Source organism: Kitasatospora sp. NPDC127067, assembly GCF_042724755.1.
GTDB classification, from domain to species: Bacteria; Actinomycetota; Actinomycetes; order Streptomycetales; family Streptomycetaceae; genus Kitasatospora; species Kitasatospora lactacystinica.
The window spans coordinates 1-19,309 of record NZ_JBHXEM010000101.1 but is presented as its reverse complement, the minus strand read 5'-3'; the positions used below and the strand labels follow the sequence as shown (position 1 = coordinate 19,309).

The window sequence follows — 19,309 nt, the reverse complement described above, 5'->3', positions numbered from 1 at the left end:
GGTCATCACTCCTTGGCGGCGGCTGCCGCCTGTTGCTGTTGGAAGAGGCGATGGCCGGTGTTGCAGCCGGCGTCGAGGCTGGCGGAGCCCTGGCGAGCCAGCTCGCTCAGGTAGTTCGGGTCGAGTCCGGCATCGCGGCCGGCGCTCTTGACGGCGTCGACGACCGCCTGCTGGGAACCCGTGACCGAGGTGGCCACCTTGGTTCCCGCGTCGTCCGCCGCCTGGTTGGTCGTGTCGACGTGGTAGCTGTTCGCCACGTTGGTCATGATCTCGTCGACCTGATCGTTGATGAGGCCGCCGACCTTGGGAATCTTCTCGGCCGCGACGCCGCCGGTGTAGTCCCAGACGGTCTTGGCAATGTCCTTCTTCGCGTCGATCGCGTCGTTGACCTCCTGGTCGGAGACCGCGTGGTTGTGGAAGATCTCGTCCGACATGGCGCTGGTGATCAGGCCCGTGACGATCCCGCCCGGCTTCGTCACGTTCTCGATCGACATGCCCAGATCCTTGTGGAGCTCCGGGCGGGCCATGACCTGCTGGATCTGGGCGGTCTGGTAGGCCTGCTGCGCGGTGGCGATGGAGGCGTACGCGTCCGTGTCCCGGCCGACGGCCAGCAGGAGCCGCTGGACGTCCTTCTGGGCGAACTCGGTGGCGACACCGGGGGCGGGTGCCACGCCTGGAGTCCGCTCCTTCGCGCCCGGTCCCTCCAAGGAGTTCTCGATGTCCGCGATGTAGTTGGCGGTCATGTTGCCGACGCTGCCGTTGAGGCCGGAGAAGACCCCGCCGTGCAGCAGGCTCGGTCCGTCGCCGTTGCCGAAGCGGCCGACGACCTGCTGCATCACCGAGCTCATCTCCGCCGTGTGCGGCGGGCACTTGCCCTCCGTGTCGTCCCAGGCGCGGCCGGTGGCGGCGGCCTCCAGGGCGTGTCCGAGCGGGCCGACGTTGTTCGGGTCGGCCGGGCCGCCTTCGAGCGGGCGCAGCGGGTAGTTCATGTCGACGAGGACGGAGTTGTTCCCGGAGTCGGTGAACAGCTTGAAGTAGGTGTTCTGGCCGCCGGTGCTCTTGACGCTGCCGTCCGGGTTGTACGTGGTGACCGGGTCGTTGAAGAACTTGGTGGCGGCCTCGGGGCTGTGGCCGAACGCGTCCAGGATTCCGGACAGCGGGTTGAAGCCCTTGAGGTTGCCGTCCTTGTCCGGCTGGCCGATGAACTTGAACTCGTCGAACGGGTAGCCGCCGCTGCGGTAGGCCGGGACCTCCCAGCGGGTCGGGTTCTCCTGGGTGAGTTGGGTGACGTGCGCGGCGATGGGGTTGAGGAAGTGCGCGTCGTACGTTCCGTTCCGCAGCAGGTTGGCCATGATCTGGTAGCCGTACGGGCTCTTCGCGGGGTCGGCGCCGGGCCGGAGCGGGATCTGCGTGGCGCCGGCCGCGCGGAACCGCTTCTCCCACTCGTCCGAGACGTGCAGCGGCTGCTTGGTGTTTCCCCCCGGATAATGATCGGCAAGGATCGTACTATTTTTGCGGCCGTCATTTCGGTGTGAATTGAATATTGATACCTGGTTGACATGTGGTGAATCACGACTGGATTGGTCGGTTCATACTGTGCCGATCCGCACATTGCCCGACACGCGGTGGCATGCCAGAGTGCCGGGCATGAACCATCCGCTCGCGGCCGAGCCGCGCTCCGCCGTCCCCGCCCCTGCCTCCGCCCCGGCCGCCGCTCCCGCGCACGTCTTCGACTGGCTCGACCAGACGGCCGCGATGCGGGCCGAGGCCGGGCTGACGCGGACGCTGCGCAGCCGGGCCGCGGACGACCCGGTGCTGGACCTCGCGGGCAACGACTACCTGGGCCTGACCAGGCATCCGGTCGTCACGCGGGCGGCCGCGGACGCGGCGCTGCGCTGGGGCGGCGGCTCGACCGGATCGCGGCTGGTGACCGGGACGACCGTACTGCACACCGAACTGGAGCAGGAGCTGGCCGAGTTCTGCGGAACGGAGGCCGCGCTGGTGTTCTCCTCCGGGTACACGGCCAACCTCGCGGCACTGACCGCGCTCACCGACCCGGACACCCTGATCGTCTCCGACGCCTACAACCACGCCTCGCTGATCGACGGCTGCCGGCTCTCCCGCGCCGACGTCCACCGGGCCCCGCACAGCGACCCGGCGGCCGTCGCCGAGGCGCTCGCCGGGCGGGCCCAGCCGCGGGCGCTGGTGGTCACCGACTCGGTGTTCTCGGTGGACGGCGACGCGGCCCCGCTGCCCGCGCTGTCGGAGGCCGCCCGCGCGCACGGCGCCGCCCTGCTGGTCGACGACGCGCACGGGCTGGGCGTGCTCGGCCCCGGCGGCACCGGGGCGCTCGCGGCGGCCGGGCTCGCCGGGCAGCCGGACACCGTGGCCACCGCCACCCTCTCCAAGTCGCTCGGCTCGCAGGGCGGCGTCGTCCTCGGCCCGCGCCGGGTGATCCGCCACCTCACCGAGACCGCCCGCACCTTCATCTTCGACACCGGTCTCGCCCCGGCCGCCGCCGGCGCCGCCCTCGCCGCCCTGCGGCTGCTGCGCGCCGAGCCGGCCCGCGCCGAGCGCGCCCGCGAGGTGGCCCGCACCCTGGCCCGGCAGCTCACCTCCGCCGGACTGCACAGCTGCGAGCCCGAGGCGGCCGTGGTGTCCGTCCGCGCCCCGGGCCCCGAGGCCGCCGTCGCCTGGGCCGCCGACTGCCGCCGCGCGGGCCTCGCCGTCGGCTGCTTCCGCCCGCCGTCCGTCCCGGACGGCATCTCCCGGCTGCGGCTGACCGCCCGGGGCGACCTGACCGACGGGCAGATCGCCGAGGCCGTCCGCATCATCGCCGAACTGGCCCCGGCGGGCGCCCGGGGCGAATAACCACTCGAAGGGATCGGGCCTCGCCGGGCAGGATGGCGGGATGCCTGACCTGCTCTGGGACGACCACGTGGCGTGGCTGCTCGATCCGACCGACGGGGGTCACCTCCCCGACGTGTTCATCGAGGACACGACGGTGGCCGACTGGCAGGCCGTGCTCGATCTGGTCGCGGAGCAGGGCTGGGCCTTCGAGTACGCCGAGGGCGAGAGTGTGCTGCCGCTGCCGAGGGCCGAGGCGGTGCTGTCCCGGCCGGCCGACGCCGAGTGTCCGAGCCTGCGGGTGTGGCCGGACCCGGAGGTCTGCGCGATCTTCCGGTTCCTCGGGGCGGAGCAGATCGACTTCGACGTCGACCTCCGCGAACTCCAGGGCCAGGAGCGGCTGGACGTCCTGTGCGGGTTCCTGACCGCGATCGGGCGGTGGTTGGGCCGGTCGGTGCCGCTGTTCCCGGAGGGCGGCGGCATCAAGCCGCTGCTCGGGTACGACGTCGAGGCCGACCGGGTCCGGGTGCTGTGGTCCGGGACGGCCGGCTGATCCGGTTGGCCTGACCAGGCCGGCCGACTACTTCTTCCTCGCCCGGCTCGGCTGGACCCGGGTGGGCTCGCCGGCCGCCTTGGGGTGGTCCGGCGGGTACGGGAGTTCGCCGAGGCCCTCGTCGCGAAGCTGCTTCTCGTACAGCTCCAGCAGGGGCTCCAGGCGGAACGCCAGGCCGTCCATCTCCGCGTTCAGGTCGCCGAGTTCGGCGAAGCGGGCGGGGAGGGTGCGCAGGTCGAAGTCCTCGGGGGCGGCGTCGTCCAGTTCCTCCCAGCGCAATGGGGCGGAGGCGGTGGCGCGCGGGCGGGCGCGCAGCGAGTAGGCGGAGGCGATGGTGCGGTCGCGGGCCATCTGGTTGTAGTCGACGAAGATCCGCTCGCCGCGTTCCTCCTTCCACCAGGCGGTGGTGACCTTCCCGGGCATCCGCTGCTCCAGCACCCGGCCGAGGGCGATCACCGCGTGCCGCCCGTCGGTGAACGTCCACTCGGGCGCCAGCGGCACGTAGACGTGCAGTCCTCGCCCGCCGGAGGACTTGGGCCAGCCGCGCAGCCCGTACTCCTCCAGCAGGGCGCGCAGTTCGTGGGCGGCGCGGACGGCGTCGTGGAAGTCGGTGCCGGGCTGCGGGTCGAGGTCGATCCGCAGCTCGTCGACGTGGCCGGTGTCGGAGCGCCGCACCGGCCAGGGGTGGAAGGTGAGGCAGCCCAGGTTGGCGGCCCACAGCACGGCGGCCGGCTCGGTGGGGCAGATCTCGTCGGCGGAGCGGCCGGAGGGGAATTCGATCCGGGCGGTGGGCAGCCATTCCGGCAGGCCCTTGGGGGCGCGCTTCTGGTAGAAGAACTCGCCGTCCACGCCGTCCGGGAAGCGCTGCAGGGTGGTCGGCCGGTCGCGGAGACCGCGCAGCACCCCGTCGGCGACGGCCAGGTAGTACTGCGCGACGTCCAGCTTGGTGAAGCCGCGCTCGGGGTAGTACACCTTGTCCGGGTTCGACAGTCGGACGGTGCGCCCGGCGACTTCCAGTTCCACGGCTGAGCCCATGCCCCACACGCTAAGCGCCGGGCGCCCGGCGCGCGCTCCGGGGCGATGCGGGCGAGGATCGGACGCATGGACCTGCCCGTGATGCCGCCGGTGGCGCCGATGCTCGCCAAGTCGGTGGCCAGGATCCCGCCCGGGATGCAGTACGAGGCGAAGTGGGACGGCTTCCGCTCCGTCGTGTTCCGCGACGGGGACGAGGTGGAGCTCGGCAGTCGCACCGGAAAGCCGCTGACCAGGTACTTCCCCGAGCTGGTCGAGGCTTTCAAGCGGGAGCTGCCGCCGCGCTGCGTGCTGGACGGCGAGGTGGTGATCGCCCGGGACGGCCGGCTGCGCTTCGAGGAGCTGCTGGAGCGCATCCACCCGGCCGCGAGCCGGGTCAGGCTGCTCGCCGAGCGGACTCCGGCCTCCTTCGTCGCCTTCGACCTGCTCGCCCTCGGGGAGGAGAGCCTGCTGGACGAGCCGCTGTCGGTGCGCCGCCCGGCCCTGGAGGCCGCGCTCGCCGACGCCGCCGACCCGGTGTTCACGGCCCCCGCCGCCACCGACCTCGACCTCGCCCGGACCTGGTTCGCCGAGTACGAGGGCGCCGGCCTGGACGGGGTGGTCGCCAAGCCGCTGGACCAGCCGTACCGGCCGGGGGAGCGGACCATGTACAAGATCAAGCACGAGCGCACCGCCGACTGCGTGGTGGCCGGCTACCGCGAGCACAAGAGCGGCCCGGTGGTCGGTTCGCTGCTGCTCGGCATCTTCGACGGGGACGGCAGGCTCCAGCACGTCGGGGTCTGCGCCGCCTTCCCGATGGCCCGTCGGCGCGAACTCGTCGAGGAACTGGCCCCGTTGCGGATGGAGGACCTCTCGCAGCACCCCTGGGGCGGCTGGGCGGACGAGGCCGCGCACGCCGAGGGCCGGCTGCCCGGCGCGGTCAGCCGCTGGACCGGCGGCAAGGACCTCTCCTGGATCGCGCTGCGCCCCGAGCGGGTGGTCGAGGTCGCGTACGACCACATGGAGGGCACCCGGTTCCGGCACACCGCGCAGTTCCGCCGCTGGCGGCCGGACCGTACGCCGGAGAGCTGCACCTACGCGCAGTTGGAGGAGCCGGTCTCGTACGACCTCGGCAAGGTGCTGGGGAGCTGACGACGCGCCGGACAGCGCGGCGGCGCGGGAGGGCCCCCCCCCGGGGGGCGGGGGGGGGGGACGGGGGGGGGGGGGCCGGGGCGCCCTCCGGGGCGGGGCCCACCGCCCCCGCGCCCAGACGCCAGGCGGTTGCCACGCGGTGCCCCGCCGTGCGGGACGCCCTCGGCCGGCGGCGGCCCTCGACGGGGCCGGTGGGACGGGATGCGCGAGTCATGCGGGAGTCCTTTCGTCCGTGGCCGGGCGGTCGCGCGCTCCTCGGTCGCGGCGCTCCTCCCGACGCTTCCCACCGTTCCGCACCTCGCTGGCAGACCCCTGGCAGAGCGCTGGCAGCCTCCCCGGCAGGCAGGCCTGCGGCTCACCCGTCGCGCGCGGCACGGCCGGCGGGCGGCCGCGCCCCGGCCCCGAGGGGGTGCGGCCCTGCGGCGCGCGGCGCGCAGTGGCGCGGATCACAGCGGGTCGGGCGCGGTCGGCGAAATGCGGGGGCCGCCGGGGTGGTTGGCACGGGCGACCGCTTCCGCCCCGGCGCACGCCATCGCTGCCGCTACCGCGAGGAATCCCATGACCGTCACCGAGAACCCGGCCTCCCGCGCGGCCGGGATCCTGTCCCGGCCCGTCACGATCAACGGGCTGACCGTGCCCAACCGCATCGCGATGGCGCCGATGACGCGCAGGTTCTCCCCCGGCGGCGTGCCCGGCGAGGACGTGCGCTCGTACTACGCCCGCCGCGCCGCCGCCGGCGTGGGCCTGATCGTCACCGAGGGCACGTACGTCGGCCACGAGTCGGCCGGCCAGAGCGACGACATCCCGCGCTTCCACGGCGAGGAGCAGCTGGCCGGGTGGGCCCGCGTCGCCGAGGACGTCCACGCGGCTGGCGGCACCATCGTGCCGCAGCTCTGGCACATCGGCATGGTGCGCAAGCAGGGCGACCCGCCGTTCGCCGACGCCCCCGCCGTCGGCCCGTCCGGGATCCGGCTGGACGGCACCGAGGGAACCGGACGGGCGATGACCCGGGCCGACCTGGACGCCGTCATCGGCGCGTTCGCCGAGGCCGCCGCGGCCGCCGAGCGGATCGGCTTCGACGGCGTGGAACTGCACGGCGCGCACGGCTACCTGCTCGACCAGTTCCTGTGGGCGGGCACCAACCGCCGCACCGACGCCTACGGGGGCGACGCGGTCGCCCGGACGGCGTTCACGGCCGAGCTCGTCGCCGCGGTGCGCGAGGCCGTCTCCCCGGAGTTCCCGGTGATCTTCCGCTACTCGCAGTGGAAGTCGGAGAACTACGAGGCCCGTCTCGCCGAGACCCCCCAGGAGCTGGAGGCGATCCTCGCCCCGCTCGCCGCGGCCGGCGTCGACGCCTTCCACGCCTCGACCCGCCGCTACTGGGTCCCCGAGTTCGAGGACTCGGACCTCAACCTCGCCGGCTGGACCAGGAAGCTCACCGGCCGCCCCGCCATCACCGTCGGCTCGGTCGGCCTCGACGGCGACTTCGTCCGCGCGTTCGCGGGCGAGGGCTCCCCGGTCCGGGGCATCGACAACCTGCTCGACCGGCTGGAGCGCGACGAGTTCGACCTGGTCGCCGTCGGCCGCGCCCTGCTCCAGGACCCGCAGTGGGCCGCCAAGGTCCTCTCCGGCCGCTTCGACGACCTGCGCCCCTACGACGCCGCCGCGATCCGCACCCTGAGCTGACCGCCGCGCCCGAGGGCCCGGCCGCACCGCGCGTGCGGCCGGGTCCGGCGAGACCCGACCCCGGGCCCCGCTGCTCCATGCTGCACAATCCGACTGCCCGGCAGCCGAGTTGGCGGGCCGTCCCTCGCGTCGTCCTGCCTCCGCCGCGCCCCCCGCGCCGCGCCCCCGGGCAAACGGGCCCCACCCTACCCGGACGTGCCGTCGCCCGTCGGGGAACCGGGGAGGATGCGTCAAGGTCCCGGCAACGGGGCCCCGGCCCGGCGCGTCGCCCCCGCCGATCGGCTAGCGTGGGACGCTCCCCGACCGACACCCCTTCCTGGAGCACAGCGCCGTGTCCGACAGCTTCGCGCACCTGCACGTCCACACCGAGTACTCGATGCTGGACGGGGCGGCGAAGAACGGCAAGCTCTTCGCCGAGGCGGAGAGACAGGGTATGCCCGCCATCGCGATGAGCGACCACGGCAACATGTTCGGCGCCTACGAGTTCTTCCACTCCGCCGCGAAGACCGGGGTGAAGCCGATCATCGGCATCGAGGCGTACGTCGCCCCGGCCTCCCGCTTCCTGAAGAAGCAGGTGTTCTGGTCGCCGGGCGGCCAGCGCCCGTCCGGCGCCGACGGCGAGGGCGGCAAGGACGTCTCCGGCGGCGGCCGCTACACCCACATGACCATGTGGGCACAGAACGCCACCGGTCTGCGGAACCTCTTCAAGCTCTCCTCGCTCGCGTCGATGGAGGGCTACTACATGAAGCCCCGGATGGACCGCGAGCTGATCGCCGCCAACGCGACCGGCATCATCGCCACCACCGGCTGCCCCTCCGGCGAGGTGCAGACCCGGCTGCGGCTCGGGCAGTACGAGGAGGCCGTCAAGGCCGCCGGCGCCTACCAGGACATCTTCGGGAAGGAGAACTACTTCCTGGAGCTGATGGACCACGACCTGTCCATCGAGAGGGACGTCCGCGAGGACCTGCTGCGCCTGGCCAAGCAGCTGAACATCCCGCTGCTGGCCACCAACGACTCGCACTACGTGACCGCCGACCAGGCCGACGCCCACGACAGCCTGCTCTGCGTCGGCGTGGGCAAGAACAAGGACGACCCGAACCGGTTCAAGTTCAACGGCAGCGGCTACTACGTGAAGACCGCCGAGGAGATGCGCGAGCTCTTCCGCGAACTGCCGGAGGCCTGCGACAACACGCTCGCGATCGCCGAGCGGGTCGAGTCGTACGACGAGGTCTTCAACTACGTCGACCGGATGCCGCAGTTCGACGTGCCGGAGGGCGAGACCCAGGCCTCGTTCCTGCGCCAGAAGATCGCCGCCGGCCTCAAGCACCGCTACGGCGACAACCCGAGCCAGGAGGTGCTGGACCGGGTCGAACTGGAGATGGGCGTCATCTCCCCGATGGGCTTCGACGCCTACTTCCTCGTGGTCGCCGACATCTGCCAGTACGCCCGGGACAACGGCATCCCGGTCGGCCCGGGCCGAGGCTCGGCGGCCGGCTCGATGGTCTCCTACCTGACCCGGATCACCGAGCTGGACCCGCTGGAGCACGACCTGCTGTTCGAGCGGTTCCTGAACCCCGAGCGCATCAACCCCCCGGACGTCGACATCGACTTCGACGACCGCCAGCGCGACCAGATGGTGCGCTACGTCACCGAGAAGTACGGCTCCGCCTACACCGCCCAGGTCAACACCTTCGGCACGATCAAGGCCAAGGCCGCCGTCAAGGACGCCAACCGCATCCTCGGCTACCCGTTCGCGATGGGCGACCGGATCACCAAGGCGATGCCGCCGGACGTCATGGGCAAGGGCGTCCCGCTGGCGGACCTCTTCAACGAGAAGCACCCGCGGTACAACGAGGGCACCGAGATCCGCTCGCTGTACGAGAACGAGTCCGACGTCAAGAAGATCATCGACACCGGACTGGGCATCGAGGGCCTGATCCGCGGCACCGGTGTGCACGCCGCCGCCGTCATCCTCTCCTCGACGCCGCTGCTCGACCTCATCCCGCTGCACATGCGGGACAAGGACGGCGTGATCATCACCGGCTTCGACTACCCGTCGTGCGAAGCCATGGGCCTGATCAAGATGGACTTCCTGGGGCTGCGGAACCTGGGCATCATCGATCACTGCATCAAGATCGTCAAGGCCAACCGGGGCGTGGACGTCGACATCGAGAAGATCCCGATCGACGACCCCACCACCTACCAGCTGCTGGCCCGCGGCGACACCCTAGGCGTGTTCCAGCTCGACGGCGGCCCCATGCGCGCCCTGCTCAAGCTGATGAAGCCCACCGAGTTCGCCGACATCTCCGCCGTCTCCGCGCTCTACCGGCCCGGCCCGATGGGCATGAACTCCCACACCAACTACGCGCTCCGCAAGAACGCCCAGCAGGAGATCATCCCGATCCACCCCGAGCTGGAGGAGCCGCTGAAGGACGTCCTCGGCCCCACCTACGGCCTCATCGTCTACCAGGAGCAGGTCCAGCGCGCCGCCCAGGTGCTCGCCGGCTACTCGCTCGGCCAGGCCGACCTGCTCCGCCGGGCGATGGGCAAGAAGAAGAAGGAGGTGCTGGAGAAGGAGTTCGTCCCCTTCCACGCCGGCTGCAAGGAGCGCGGCTACTCCGACGAAGCCATCCAGGCGGTCTGGGACGTCCTGGTCCCGTTCGCCGGCTACGCGTTCAACAAATCGCACTCCGCCGCGTACGGCCTGGTCTCCTACCAGACCGCCTACCTCAAGGCCAACTACCCCGCGGAGTACATGGCCGCGCTGCTCACCTCGGTCGCCGACGACAAGGACAAGATGGCGGTCTACCTGGCCGAGTGCCGGCAGATGGGCATCAAGATCCTCTCCCCCGACGTCAACGAGTCCGTGGTCGACTTCACCGCCGTCGGCAGCGACGTCCGGTTCGGCCTCAAGGCCGTGCGCAACGTCGGCGTACCCGTGATCGAGTCCCTGGTGCGCACCCGCGGCGAGCAGGGCAAGTACACCTCCTTCGCCGACTTCCTGGACAAGGTCGAACTGGTGGTGTGCAACAAGCGCACCATCGACTCCCTCGTCAAGGCGGGCGCCTTCGACTCCCTCGGCCACACCCGGCTCTCGCTCAGCACCGTGCACGAGAGCGCGATCGACGCCGTCACCGGGCTGAAGAAGCAACAGGCCATCGGCCAGGACGACCTCTTCGGCGCCCTCGACACCGGCGACGACGGACCCGGCATCGGGCTGGACTTCCAGCTCACCGAGAACGAATGGCCCCGCCGCCAACTCCTCGCCCTGGAACGCGAGATGCTCGGCCTCTACGTCTCCAGCCACCCGCTCGACGGCGCCGAGCACATCCTCTCCCAGAGCCGCGACACCTCGATCGCCGAACTCCTCGGCTCCGGCCGCTCCGAGGGCGAGGTGCGCCTCTCCGGCCTGATCACCGGCGTCGACCGGCGGATCAACAAGGCCGGCAACGCGTGGGCCATCATCACCCTCGCCGACCGCGACGGCTCCGTCGAGGTGCTGTTCTTCCCCGCGACCTACAACCTCATGGCCGAGCAGATGATCGAGGACAACGTCATCTCGATCCGCGGCCGGCTCAACGAACGCGACGGATCCCTGAGCGTCTTCGGCCAGGAGATCACCACCCTCGACGTCTCCTCCGCCGAGCTCGGCACCAAGCCGCCGGTGCACATCACCGTCCCGGCCGCCCGGATCAACCCCCAGGTGGTCGCCGAACTCAAGCTCGCCCTCCAGGCCCACCCCGGCGACGTCCCGGTCCGGCTGCGCACCACCAACTGGGACAAGGACACCCTCTACGAGCTCGGATACCGGGTGAACCCGGACAACGGGCTCGCCTCGGACGTCAAGACCCTCCTCGGCAACCGCGCGTCAGGTCAGACGTAGCGCTCCAGGATGGACGATTCGGCAAGGCGGGACAGGCCCTCGCGGACCGAGCGGGCGCGGGTCTCACCGACGCCCTCGACGGTCTGCAGGTCGTCGATGCTCGCGGCGAGCAGCTTCTGGAGGCCGCCGAAGTGCTCGACCAGGCGCTCTATGACCGTGTTGGGCAGGCGCGGGATCTTCGCCAGCAGGCGGTAGCCGCGCGGCGAGACGGCGGAGTCCAGCGACTCCGGCGAACCCGAGTAGCCGAGCGCCTTGGCGACGGTCTGGAGGTCCAGCAGCTCGGCGTGGGTGAGCGCCTCCAGGTCGGCCAGCACCTCGGTGACCGTCCGGCCCTTCTTGGCGGCCCGCTCCGGGAAGTAGTCCCGGGCGACCAGCTCGCGCTCCGGCTCCACGCCCGCGATCAGCTCGTCCAGCTGGAGCGAGAGCAGCCGGCCGTCGATGCCGAGCTCCAGCACGTAGCCGGCGATCTCGGTGGCGATCAGCCGGACCATCTCCAGGCGCTGGGCCACGGCGGTGACGTCCCGGACCGTCACCAGGTCCTCGATCTCCAGCGCGGAGAGCGTGCCGGCCACCTCGTCCAGGCGCAGCTTGTAGCGCTCCAGGGTGGCCAGCGCCTGGTTGGCGCGGGACAGGACGGTGGTGGAGTCCTCCAGCACCCGGCGGGTGCCGTTGACGTACATCGCGATCAGCCGCATCGAGTGCGAGACCGCGACCACCGGGTAGCCGGTCTGCCGGTTGACCCGCTCGGCGGTGCGGTGGCGGGTGCCGGTCTCGTCGGTGGGGATGGTCGAGTCCGGCATCAGGTGCACGCCGGCCCGGACGATCTTGGTGATGTCCTTGTCGAGCACCACCGCGCCGTCGAGCTTGCACAGCTCGCGCAGCCGGGTGGCGCTGAACTCGACGTCCAGGACGAAGCCGCCGGTGCACAGGGACTCGACGGTCTTGTCGAAGCCCAGCACGATCAGACCGCCGGTGTTGGCCCGCAGGACCCGCTCCAGGCCGTCACGAAGCGCGGTACCGGGCGCGATGGCGGTGAGGGAGGCCCGCAGCAGGGCCTCCTCGCGGGAGGCCTTGTCCGCCCCCCGGTCGCTGGCTGCCACGTGACTCCTCCGGTCGACCCGTGCCGCGCGCCTCACGCCGTGCGCCGGTCCGCGGTCTGTTGCTCTGTCGCTCAGTACCGCTCGGTACTGCCTTTTGGCCAATGAGACTGGGGAAAGTCTAACTGTGTGTGGCTTCGGCAGGGCTTGGGTCAGCGCAGTTCGTCGGAGTCCAGCGGCTCCCAGCCCTCCATCAGCTCCTCGGGGTACGCCGCGGGGCGGTCCGCGGCCCGGGCGGAACGCGGGGCCGGCGGCGCCGACGGTGCCTCACCGCGCGGCTCGGTGCGCGGCTTGGCGGCCGAACGGCGGCGGCCCGGGATGGCCCGCAGCGCCTCGCCGATGTCGGCCACCTCGACCACCTTCATGCCCGGCGGCACCTTGCCCGGGTCCGGCGGGACGAGGGCGTGGGTGAAGCCCAGCCGGTGCGCCTCGGCGAGCCTCCGCTGCACACCCGTCACCCGCCGCACCTCGCCCGCCAGGCCGACCTCGCCGATCGCCACCAGGTTGCTGGGCAGCGGGGTGTCGGTGGACGAGCTGGCCACCGCGAGCGCCACCGCGAGGTCCGCGGACGGCTCGGTCAGCTTCACCCCGCCGACCGTCGCGGTGTAGATGTCCTGCTTGCCGAGCTTCACCCCGCCGTGCCGCTCGACCACGGCCAGGATCATCGCGATCCGGGGGGACTCCAGGCCCGAGGTGGTGCGCCGCGGCGAGGGGATCTGCGAATCCACCATCAGCGCCTGCACCTCGGCCACCAGCGGGCGCTTGCCCTCCAGGGTGACGGTGAGGCAGGTGCCGGGAACGGGCTTGTCACGCCTGGTCAGGAAGAGGCCGGACGGGTCGGCCAGGCCGACGATGCCCTCGTCGTGCAGCTCGAAGCAGCCCACCTCGTCGGTGGCGCCGTAGCGGTTCTTGACCCCGCGGATGAGCCGCAGCCGGGCGTGCCGGTCACCCTCGAAGCTCAGCACCACGTCCACCAGGTGCTCCAGCAGGCGCGGGCCGGCGATCTGGCCGTCCTTGGTGACGTGGCCGACCAGCAGGGTGGCCATGCCGCGCTCCTTGGACGCGCGGATCAGCGCGCCCGCCACCTCGCGGACCTGGGCCGGGCCGCCGGGGGCGCCGTCCAGCTCCGCGGAGGCGATGGTCTGCACCGAGTCCAGGATCAGCAGGCCGGGGTTGACCGCCTCGATGTGCCCGAGCACCGCACCGAGATCCTGCTCGGCGGCGAGGTAGAGGTGCTCGGAGAGGGCGTTGATCCGGTCCGCGCGCAGCCGGACCTGGCCGGCCGACTCCTCGCCGGTGACGTAGAGCGTGCGGTGCTGCGCGGTGGCCGCCTTCGCGGCGACGTCCAGCAGCAGGGTGGACTTGCCGACGCCGGGCTCGCCCGCCAGCAGCACCACCGCGCCGGGCACCAGGCCGCCGCCGAGCACCCGGTCCAGCTCCGGCACGCCCGTCGAACGGGCCGTCGCGACCTGGCCGTCCACCTGGGCGATCGGGCGGGCGGGCGCGCTGACCGGACCGGCTGCCGTCGTGCGGATCGGCACCGCGCCGTACTCCTCGACCGTGCCCCAGGCGTTGCACTCCGGGCAGCGGCCGACCCACTTGGGCAGCTGGTTGCCGCACTCGGTGCATCGGTACGCCGGGCGGGGCTTGGCGGTGGTCTTGGAACGCGGAGGCATGCGGCCCACCGTAGCGCCTGGGTGTGACAACGACGGGCCGCCGGCGGGCCCGCCGCGCATCCAGACAGATGGACGATGTTGTTACCCGAAAGAAGTACATACGCGGCGAATGGTCGGAGTCAGCCGTCCGCGTTCTCTACCGTCGGACGGGTGACGACGAGAACTGTTGGGCCGACCGGGGCGGTCGGGCCGGGGTGGTCGGGCCGGCCGGGGAGGTCTCGGTGGCTGACCGGACCGGTCGGGCCCGCCGAGTCGGCCGGGGCCGCGGGCTCGGCCGGGGCCGCAGGCTCGGCTGCGCCCGTCGAGCAGCGGACCGGCGCCGCGCTCGCGGCGTACGACCGGCAGGTGGACGGCCTGTTCACCTACTGCCTCTCGGTGCTCTGCGAGCACGACGCGGCCGCCGACGCCCTGCGCGAGGTCCGCGAACTGGCCCGGCGGCACGGCGCCCGGCTCGCCGAGCCCGGGCTGCTGCGCGCCTGGCTGTTCTCGCTCGCCCGGTACTGCTGCCTGCGGCGGCTCGCGGACGGTGGCCCGGCCGTAGCGGGTGCCGGGACCGGGACCGCGACCGGGCGGGCGGCGGCGGCCGGCGCCGCACCGGACGAGGCCGAGACGGACGAGACCGAGGCCGAGACGGCCCGGCGGCGGCGCGAGCTGTCCTCACTCGCCTGGCCCGAGGCCGCCGGCACCGACCCGGAACAGCGCGAGGCACTGGAGCTGTCCGTCCGGCACCGGCTGACCCCGCTGGAGGTGGCGGCGGTGCTGGGCCTGCCGTTCGAGCGGACCCGCGCGCTGCTGGCCGGAGCCGAGGCCGAGGTCGCCCGGACCAGGGCGGCGCTGCTGGTGCTCGGCGTGGGCAGCTGCCCGGAGCTGGACCGACTCGGCGGCGCCGGGGCGGAGTCCTGGCGGGACTGGGTGCTCGGCCCGGCCCTGCGACGGGAACTGGTGCAGCACGTGCTGGACTGCCCGACCTGCCGGGGTACGGCGGAGCGGGTGGCCGCGCACGAGGCCGCCGAGGGTGCGGCCGGGCTGTCGGGGCTGGCGCTGCTGCGCGCTCCGGTGGACACCTCCGGGACCGGCGCGGTCACCGGCGCGGTCACCGGCGCGGCGACCGCCCGGGCGGCTGCCGTTCTGGCGGCGGATGCTCCGGCGACGGCGGCCCGGGTGGCGGAGCCGGGGCTGCGGTTCGACCAGAGCGGCTTCCCCCGGCACCGGGCGCCGGACGCGGGGCGCGGGCTGGCGGTGCGCCGGCGGGTGGTGACCACCGGGGTGCTCGCGGCCGTCCTGGCGGCGCCGGTGATCGCGCTCTGGGCCGGGCACCGGGGCGGTGGCGGCTCGGGTTCCGCGGCCTCGGTGTCGGCGGTGCGGGTGGACGGGGCCGGGCGGCCCGCCGGGCAGGAACCACGGCCCGCGGTGGACGGCCCGACGGGGTCGGGTGCGCCCGGCATGCCCGGGCTGGAGCTGGCGGGGGCTGGGCCTGGGGCCGGGGCCGGGATGGTCGCGGATGGTGCCGGTGTGGACGGTGCAGAAACGTTGCTTCCCGGGTTTCCGCGGCTCACCTTCCAGGGCTCGGTGATCCCGGTCCCGGCCCACGGCGCGACCCCGCTCGACAGCCCGGCCCTGGTCGCCGCACCGGCCCCATCCGTCGACCGGGCCTCCGCGACGGGCACCGGAGAACCCGCCCCGGCCGGGCTGCTCACCGTCGAGGCCGGCGAGTACGGCAGCCGGACCATCCTCACCCTCACCAACTCCGGCACCACCGAGATCCGTTGGCACGCGGTGACGGAGGCCGGCTGGCTCCGGCTCAGCCGCGACTCCGGCACCCTGGCGCCCGGCCAACGGATCACCGTGATCGTCACCGTGGACGAGGACCAGGCGCCGACCGCGCACTGGACCGCCCGGATCGCGCTGCCGCCCTCGCAGGCGGTGGTCACCCTGGAGGGCGGGCCGCACAACCGCGGTGGCTCCGCCTCCTCCCCGGCCGATCCGTCGCCGTCCTCGACACCGGCGCCGACGTCGACGCCGACCGGTTCAGCCGCCACCTCGCCCACGGCGGCCCCCACCACGTCGAGCCCGCCCACGTCGTCCCCCTCGCCGTCCGGCCCGCCGACCGGCCCGCCGACCGGCTCGGGCACGGCCACCACCGCCCCCGGCCCGAACACCCCACCGCCACCTCGCTGACACCACAGCCCGCCGGGGCACCCGGGCGCGCGAGAAGTCGGCCCGGTCGACTTCTCGCGCACAGCAGCGACGGGCACCAGCCGAGTACGGCGCCCCGGCCCTCCCACCCCTCGCGGAATCCGGCGAAGGAGCGCCGTGAGAAGTCGGCCCTGTCGACTTCTCACGCGCAGCGAGTCGGGCATCGGCGGCCATGCAGACCAGCCGGCCACTGCCACCCCCAGAAGCCGGGCCAAGGGCGCACGAAAAGTCGAGCGGGCCGACTTCTCGTGCGAGGTGCGGAGCCAGCACGCCAGCGGGAGAGGCCGAGGGCGTGGTGGGCGTGCCGCGGGGCGTCTGGGGGGCCGGCGGTTGCCGTCCGGGACGGCGGGCACGAGCTCTCCGGGCGAGGTCGGGTTGCGGGGTGTCAGGCCCGGTGGATCGGCGGGGGCTGGTAGCTGCCGTCCAGGACGGCGGGCTCGGGCTGGTAGATGCGGAGGATGGGGCGGAACTCGCCGGGCGGGGTGGGGAGCCAGTTGGCGGCGGCGGCCGGGTCCTCGGGCTGGTCGTGCTGGAGGGCCAGGGTGAGGGAGCCGTCCTCGGCGTGCACGAGGCCGGGGGTGCGGTCGCCGATCGAGTAGCGGTCGATCGGGTTCTCCACCAGGTAGTAGTCCGGGACGGAGTACATCGTGACGGACCAGAAGGCCCCGGCCGGGGGCGGCTGGTCGAAGCGCAGGGTGTAGTCGTGGGCCCCGGTGAGGGGTCGGCCGTCGGAGTCGTCGTAGGTCATCGCGTACGAGGCCTCGTAGGCGTGGTTGCCCCAGAGGCCGGCCCGGGCGGCGGCGGCCCGGCTGAGGTAGGCGGCGCGGCGGTCGGGGATGCGCCACTCGGGATCGTCCAGGGTGCCGGGGCCCAGGTGGTCGGTGTTGTAGTCGAACAGGTGGAGCGTGCTGCGCCACTCGCCGGGCGGGTGGTCCTCGGGCGGGCGGGTGGCGTCCTCGACCCGTTCGCGGCCGGCGGCCAGGCCCTTGGCCAGCGTCAGCGTCCATTCGGGGGCGGCCGAGCGGTACGGCGAGGCGCCGTCGTCCAGCAGGCCGAGCGGGGCGAAGCGGCGCTGGTACTCGATGTCCGCGGTGGCGGGCGGGAGGGCCTGCATCCAGACCCGCAGCCGTTCGAAGAAGGCCAGCCGCTCGGGGACGTCCCCGTCCGGCTCGGGCAGTCCGGCGACCAGGCCGCCGGGTTCCAGCGGCTCCAGTTCCAGGGCGGACTGGAGGGCCCGGACCCTGGGCAGGTCCTCCGGCCCGGTGCAGGCGAAGCGGCCGACGAGGGTGCCGACGGTGGTCGGCAGCTCGATCACCCGGTTCGGGTCCGGCGGGGTGCCGTGCCAGCCTGGTGGGACGATCAGCCAGGTCTGCGCGCCGGTGCCGGTGGCCCGGCGGCCGAGGTAGGCGACGTTGTCCGTCCAGGCGTCGATGATCTGCAGCACGTAGTAGGCGCCCGCGGTGTCCGGGACGCGCAGCACCTGGGGGCCTTCGGAGAGGTCGAGCTGGGCGATCGAGTAGATCGTGTCGTTGTTGACCGAGACGAAGCGGTCGGCCGGACCGGCCAGCCGGGTGGCGTGGCTGATGTGGTTGAACGGCGCCGCCGGCAGGGTGCCCAGGCCGCCGCGGGCGAAGCGCTCGACCATGGTGAGGCCGGCGACCAGCGGGTAGCCGTAGACGTACGCGTCGGCGGCCAGGGCCTCCAGCTCGGGCTGGTTCATCGCGGGTCCTTCGTCCGGGGCGGGCAGCCGGTCGGCGGAGTGCTCGGCGTCGGCGGGCCGTTCGTCTCCGGCGGCGGCCGGCGGGTCCGCCGTCCGGGCCGTGCTCCGGGCGGGCGCCGGACCGGGGTTCGGTCGCCGACCGCGGTACACCTCGGATGCTAAGCGGGGCCGGGTGGGGCGGCATGTCGGACCGGACGCCCCGCGGCATCCGGCGATCCGACACCCGTGACCGGACGCCCGTGACCCGACACCAGTGTCCCGACACCCGTGACTCGACTTCTGCAGCCCGACTTCTCCGGCCCGGCATCTGCTGACCGCGAATCCGGGCGTACGGGCGGTGCGGCCGGGAGAGGGTCCTCGGTATGAAGATCCTCTTGCTTGGGGGCTCGTCCTTCCTGGGACGGGCCTACGCTGCCGAGGCCCTCGCCCGGGGCCACCGGGTGACCACCTTCAACCGCGGTCGCAGCGCCGCCGACCTGCCCGGCGTCGAGGCGGTCCGGGGCGACCGCGACAGTGCCGGGGACCTCACCCGGCTGGTGGACGGCCGCAGCTGGGACGCCGTCGTCGACACCTCCGCCCAACAGCCCGCCCAGGCCGCGCTCAGCGCCCGGCTGCTGCGCGAGCGGGCCGGCCACTACACCTTCGTCTCCTCCGTGCACGCCTTCGCCGACTGGCCCGCCCGGGCGGTCGACGAGGACTCCGCACTGCACCCCTGCCCCGCCGACACCCCGCCCGGCCAGCCGCCCGCCACCGCCCTGAAGGCCGGCTGCGAGCGCGCCGTGCTGGCGGGGTTCGGCGCCGGGCGCACGCTGGTGCTGAACAGCGGACTGCTCGTCGGACCGTACGAGTTCGGCGGCCGACTGCCCTGGTGGCTGGAGCGGATGGCGCGCGGTGGGCGGGTGCTGGCCCCGGGGGATCCTCGGCGGACCATGCAGGTGATCGACGTCCGGGACTTCGCCGGCTTCGGGCTGGACCTGCTGACGGCCGGGACGGCGGGGCGCTACATCACCACGGCGCCGCCCGGGCGGCTGAGCTTCGGCGAGTGGCTGGCGACCTGCCGGGAGGTCGCGGGGGCCGCGGACACCGAGCTGGTCTGGGTGCCGGACGAGCCGCTGCTCGCCGAGGGGCCGGACCAGGTGGGCGCGTGGACCGAACTCCCCTTCTGGGCACCGGACCTGCCCGAGATGGCGGGCGCCTGGCTGGCCGACACCGGCCGGGCGGAGGCGGCCGGGCTGCGCTGCCGCCCGTTCGCCGAGACGGCGCGGGACACCTGGGAGTGGCTGCGGCGGCGCGGGCCGGTCGAGGACACCGACGCCGAGGGGCGCAAGGGGCGGCCGGGGGCGGCGGTGCGGCAGGGCCTCGAACCCGCCAAGGAACGGCGGCTGTTGGCCGCCCTCGGCTGACGGCGGCGCCGGTCGGCAGCGGTGCCCGGGCACCGGGAGTGGGGGGGGGGGGGGGGCGCCGACACACACACCCCCCCCCCCCCCC

The 19,309-nt window shown here is 73.3% G+C and carries 12 protein-coding genes; 7 read left to right on the top strand and 5 right to left on the bottom strand.

Features of this window, described 5'->3' with window-relative positions:
• Nucleotides 1–5: 5 nt before the first annotated feature.
• Nucleotides 6–1,352 carry a hypothetical protein gene (locus ACFWJ4_RS30715; protein ID WP_380549667.1) on the bottom strand — a complete coding sequence of 449 codons (1,347 nt, stop codon included), beginning with the start codon at nucleotides 1,350–1,352 and terminating at the stop codon, nucleotides 6–8.
• Nucleotides 1,353–1,647: 295 nt separating this feature from the next.
• Between ACFWJ4_RS30715 and ACFWJ4_RS30710 the strand changes: the two genes are divergently transcribed.
• Nucleotides 1,648–2,871, top strand: coding sequence for an 8-amino-7-oxononanoate synthase (locus ACFWJ4_RS30710; RefSeq protein ID WP_380549664.1), 1,224 nt, complete (start codon nucleotides 1,648–1,650; stop codon nucleotides 2,869–2,871).
• 40 nt (nucleotides 2,872–2,911) lie between these two features.
• Nucleotides 2,912–3,400, top strand: a complete 489-nt coding sequence (locus ACFWJ4_RS30705; protein ID WP_380549661.1) for a hypothetical protein — start codon at nucleotides 2,912–2,914, stop codon at nucleotides 3,398–3,400.
• A gap of 27 nt (nucleotides 3,401–3,427) precedes the next feature.
• On the opposite strand, the gene ligD is transcribed toward ACFWJ4_RS30705, so the two are convergent.
• Entirely contained in the window at nucleotides 3,428–4,435 is a 1,008-nt protein-coding gene (gene ligD, locus ACFWJ4_RS30700) for a non-homologous end-joining DNA ligase (protein WP_359913322.1), read from the bottom strand.
• 66 nt (nucleotides 4,436–4,501) lie between these two features.
• Between ligD and ACFWJ4_RS30695 the strand changes: the two genes are divergently transcribed.
• From ACFWJ4_RS30695 to dnaE, 3 genes are all read left to right on the top strand, one after another.
• Nucleotides 4,502–5,563 (top strand): ATP-dependent DNA ligase, encoded by a 1,062-nt coding sequence (locus ACFWJ4_RS30695; RefSeq protein WP_380549658.1) that lies wholly within the window; start codon nucleotides 4,502–4,504, stop codon nucleotides 5,561–5,563.
• 558 nt (nucleotides 5,564–6,121) lie between these two features.
• The gene (locus tag ACFWJ4_RS30690; RefSeq protein WP_380549655.1) at nucleotides 6,122–7,249 is read left to right on the top strand and encodes an NADH:flavin oxidoreductase; all 1,128 of its coding nucleotides are present in this window, start codon (nucleotides 6,122–6,124) and stop codon (nucleotides 7,247–7,249) included.
• A gap of 331 nt (nucleotides 7,250–7,580) precedes the next feature.
• Nucleotides 7,581–11,132 (top strand): DNA polymerase III subunit alpha, encoded by a 3,552-nt coding sequence (gene dnaE / locus ACFWJ4_RS30685; protein ID WP_380549652.1) that lies wholly within the window; start codon nucleotides 7,581–7,583, stop codon nucleotides 11,130–11,132.
• Here dnaE and disA read toward each other — a convergent pair.
• Both disA and radA read right to left on the bottom strand, forming a co-directional pair.
• A complete protein-coding gene (gene disA / locus ACFWJ4_RS30680) occupies nucleotides 11,123–12,181 on the bottom strand; it encodes a DNA integrity scanning diadenylate cyclase DisA (protein ID WP_188306273.1) in 1,059 nt (352 codons plus the stop codon). The two genes, dnaE and disA, sit on opposite strands and share 10 nt — an antisense overlap.
• Nucleotides 12,182–12,381: 200 nt before the next feature.
• Entirely contained in the window at nucleotides 12,382–13,905 is a 1,524-nt protein-coding gene (gene radA, locus ACFWJ4_RS30675; protein ID WP_359914589.1) for a DNA repair protein RadA, read from the bottom strand.
• Between the two features lie 150 nt (nucleotides 13,906–14,055).
• On the opposite strand from radA, the gene ACFWJ4_RS30670 reads away from it, so the two are divergent.
• The gene (locus tag ACFWJ4_RS30670; protein ID WP_380549649.1) at nucleotides 14,056–16,083 is read left to right on the top strand and encodes a hypothetical protein; all 2,028 of its coding nucleotides are present in this window, start codon (nucleotides 14,056–14,058) and stop codon (nucleotides 16,081–16,083) included.
• 403 nt (nucleotides 16,084–16,486) lie between these two features.
• Here ACFWJ4_RS30670 and ACFWJ4_RS30665 read toward each other — a convergent pair whose 3' ends face one another.
• A complete protein-coding gene (locus tag ACFWJ4_RS30665; RefSeq protein ID WP_380549646.1) occupies nucleotides 16,487–17,821 on the bottom strand; it encodes a DUF1254 domain-containing protein in 1,335 nt (444 codons plus the stop codon).
• A gap of 362 nt (nucleotides 17,822–18,183) precedes the next feature.
• Between ACFWJ4_RS30665 and ACFWJ4_RS30660 the strand changes: the two genes are divergently transcribed.
• Nucleotides 18,184–19,224 (top strand): NAD-dependent epimerase/dehydratase family protein, encoded by a 1,041-nt coding sequence (locus tag ACFWJ4_RS30660; protein ID WP_380549643.1) that lies wholly within the window; start codon nucleotides 18,184–18,186, stop codon nucleotides 19,222–19,224.
• Nucleotides 19,225–19,309 lie beyond the last annotated feature (85 nt).

What these genes read in the sequence shown, in the direction of transcription:
- ACFWJ4_RS30665 (WP_380549646.1), bottom strand. Translation starts at nt 17,821, where the DNA reads ATGAACCAGCCCGAGCTGGAGGCCCTGGCCGCCGACGCGTACGTCTAC.
- ACFWJ4_RS30715 (WP_380549667.1), bottom strand. Translation starts at nt 1,352, where the DNA reads ATGGCCAACCTGCTGCGGAACGGAACGTACGACGCGCACTTCCTCAAC.
- radA (WP_359914589.1), bottom strand. Translation starts at nt 13,905, where the DNA reads ATGCCTCCGCGTTCCAAGACCACCGCCAAGCCCCGCCCGGCGTACCGA.
- ACFWJ4_RS30710 (WP_380549664.1), top strand. Translation starts at nt 1,648, where the DNA reads ATGAACCATCCGCTCGCGGCCGAGCCGCGCTCCGCCGTCCCCGCCCCT.
- ACFWJ4_RS30660 (WP_380549643.1), top strand. Translation starts at nt 18,184, where the DNA reads ATGAAGATCCTCTTGCTTGGGGGCTCGTCCTTCCTGGGACGGGCCTAC.
- ACFWJ4_RS30695 (WP_380549658.1), top strand. Translation starts at nt 4,502, where the DNA reads ATGGACCTGCCCGTGATGCCGCCGGTGGCGCCGATGCTCGCCAAGTCG.
- ACFWJ4_RS30690 (WP_380549655.1), top strand. Translation starts at nt 6,122, where the DNA reads ATGACCGTCACCGAGAACCCGGCCTCCCGCGCGGCCGGGATCCTGTCC.
- ACFWJ4_RS30705 (WP_380549661.1), top strand. Translation starts at nt 2,912, where the DNA reads ATGCCTGACCTGCTCTGGGACGACCACGTGGCGTGGCTGCTCGATCCG.
- ligD (WP_359913322.1), bottom strand. Translation starts at nt 4,435, where the DNA reads ATGGGCTCAGCCGTGGAACTGGAAGTCGCCGGGCGCACCGTCCGACTG.